The organism is Endozoicomonas sp. ONNA2 (assembly GCF_024606365.1).
Lineage (GTDB): Bacteria > Pseudomonadota > Gammaproteobacteria > Pseudomonadales > Endozoicomonadaceae > Endozoicomonas.
This window is the reverse complement of the sequence record NZ_JAHHPO010000969.1, coordinates 1-1,307: the sequence shown is the minus strand read 5'-3', so window position 1 is coordinate 1,307 and position 1,307 is coordinate 1. Positions and strand designations below refer to the sequence as shown.

1 protein-coding gene is annotated in these 1,307 nt (G+C 52.9%); it reads right to left on the bottom strand.

Annotated elements, in window-relative coordinates; all coding sequences use genetic code 11:
- Nucleotides 1-61: 61 nt before the first annotated feature.
- On the bottom strand, nucleotides 62-973 hold the full coding sequence (locus KDK14_RS17135; protein ID WP_257266401.1) for a TIGR01777 family oxidoreductase: 912 nt from the start codon (nucleotides 971-973) through the stop codon (nucleotides 62-64).
- Nucleotides 974-1,307: the final 334 nt, after the last annotated feature.

The following is a 1,307-nucleotide window of genomic DNA, read 5'->3' as shown; positions in this document are numbered from 1 at the left end:
AGACCAATTTGCTGCCACCGCAGTAGGGCAGTCTATTCTCGGACAGCCTCCCAGGTCGTGTTTATCGCAGGTAAGCAAGCAACGATGCCAGAGCCTTTTTGGCATTGGGATAGGCGAAAGTAAAACCCGCCTCTTGCAGTCGTCCGGGAATAACAGCCTGCCCCCGGGTTAATAATTGCGCAGACTCCCCAAGCATCAACGCAAGTACAATTTCCGGCGTGCTCAGGATAGCCGGTCGGCGAAGGGCACGGCCAAGTTCCCGGGCAAATGCCTTATTGGTCAGAATCTCCGGGGCAACGGCATTGAAGACACCTTTCATTTCCGGATGGTTTACCAGATAGACCAATGCATTGAGCATGTCATCCATGTGAATCCAGGACATGATCTGCTGGCCATTACCAATGGGGCCGCCCAACCCAAGACGAAAAACAGGTAACATCTTCTGCAACGCGCCACCACCTGGATGCAATACCACGCCGATTCTGACGATACAGGTGCGAACCCCCAGCGCCTCAACGCGCCGGGCTACCTGCTCCCAGCGATCGCAGAGGGTTGCCGCAAAGTCACTGCCCACTGGCGCTGACTCGTCCAGCTCCTCTGTGGGACGAGAAAAGCCATAATAGCCAATCGCAGAAGCACTGATGAAACAGCCCGGTTTCTTCTCCATCCGCTCAATGAGGTCAACCAGCTCCGAAGTCACCCCTATACGGCTATCCAGAAGGATCTTTTTGCGAGCCTGGCTCCATCTTTTATCAAGAATGCCCTCACCGGCGAGATTAATCACCGCATCAAAATACGAGGATGGATTAACAGCCGATAGCGATGAAACTGGTTTCACCCGGGTGGAGAGTTGCAGGCGGACTTCTTTAGCCGGTCGTCGACTCAACACGACTACCTGATGCCCTTCATTAAGCAGACGATGAACCAGTCGGCGCCCAATAAACCCGGTCCCACCGGTAATCAGATATTGCATGAATCCATCTGCTCCATTACTTGGCCCCAACGACGCCCTGACCGGCAGGGGCGGGAAAACTACCTTTGGTTAATAATGCTCACATCAATTGATAATCGTAACATTTTTCTGAAATGATAAAAAAAGCCCTCAAACCCGGGACTTATTGACTGCCACGCTGATGTTCCCGCTTATTGTTATATCTCCTTCAACAGAATCTGACAATAGCCCCCTGGAAAGTATCCAGTTGGTCTATGCTTATGGACGATTGTTTCTCCCCCGGCACACTGACCAGGAGGCTGTCCGGGAATAGCGCCCGACTGGCCGTCCCCGTAGCCAGGATTGCGAGAAATTG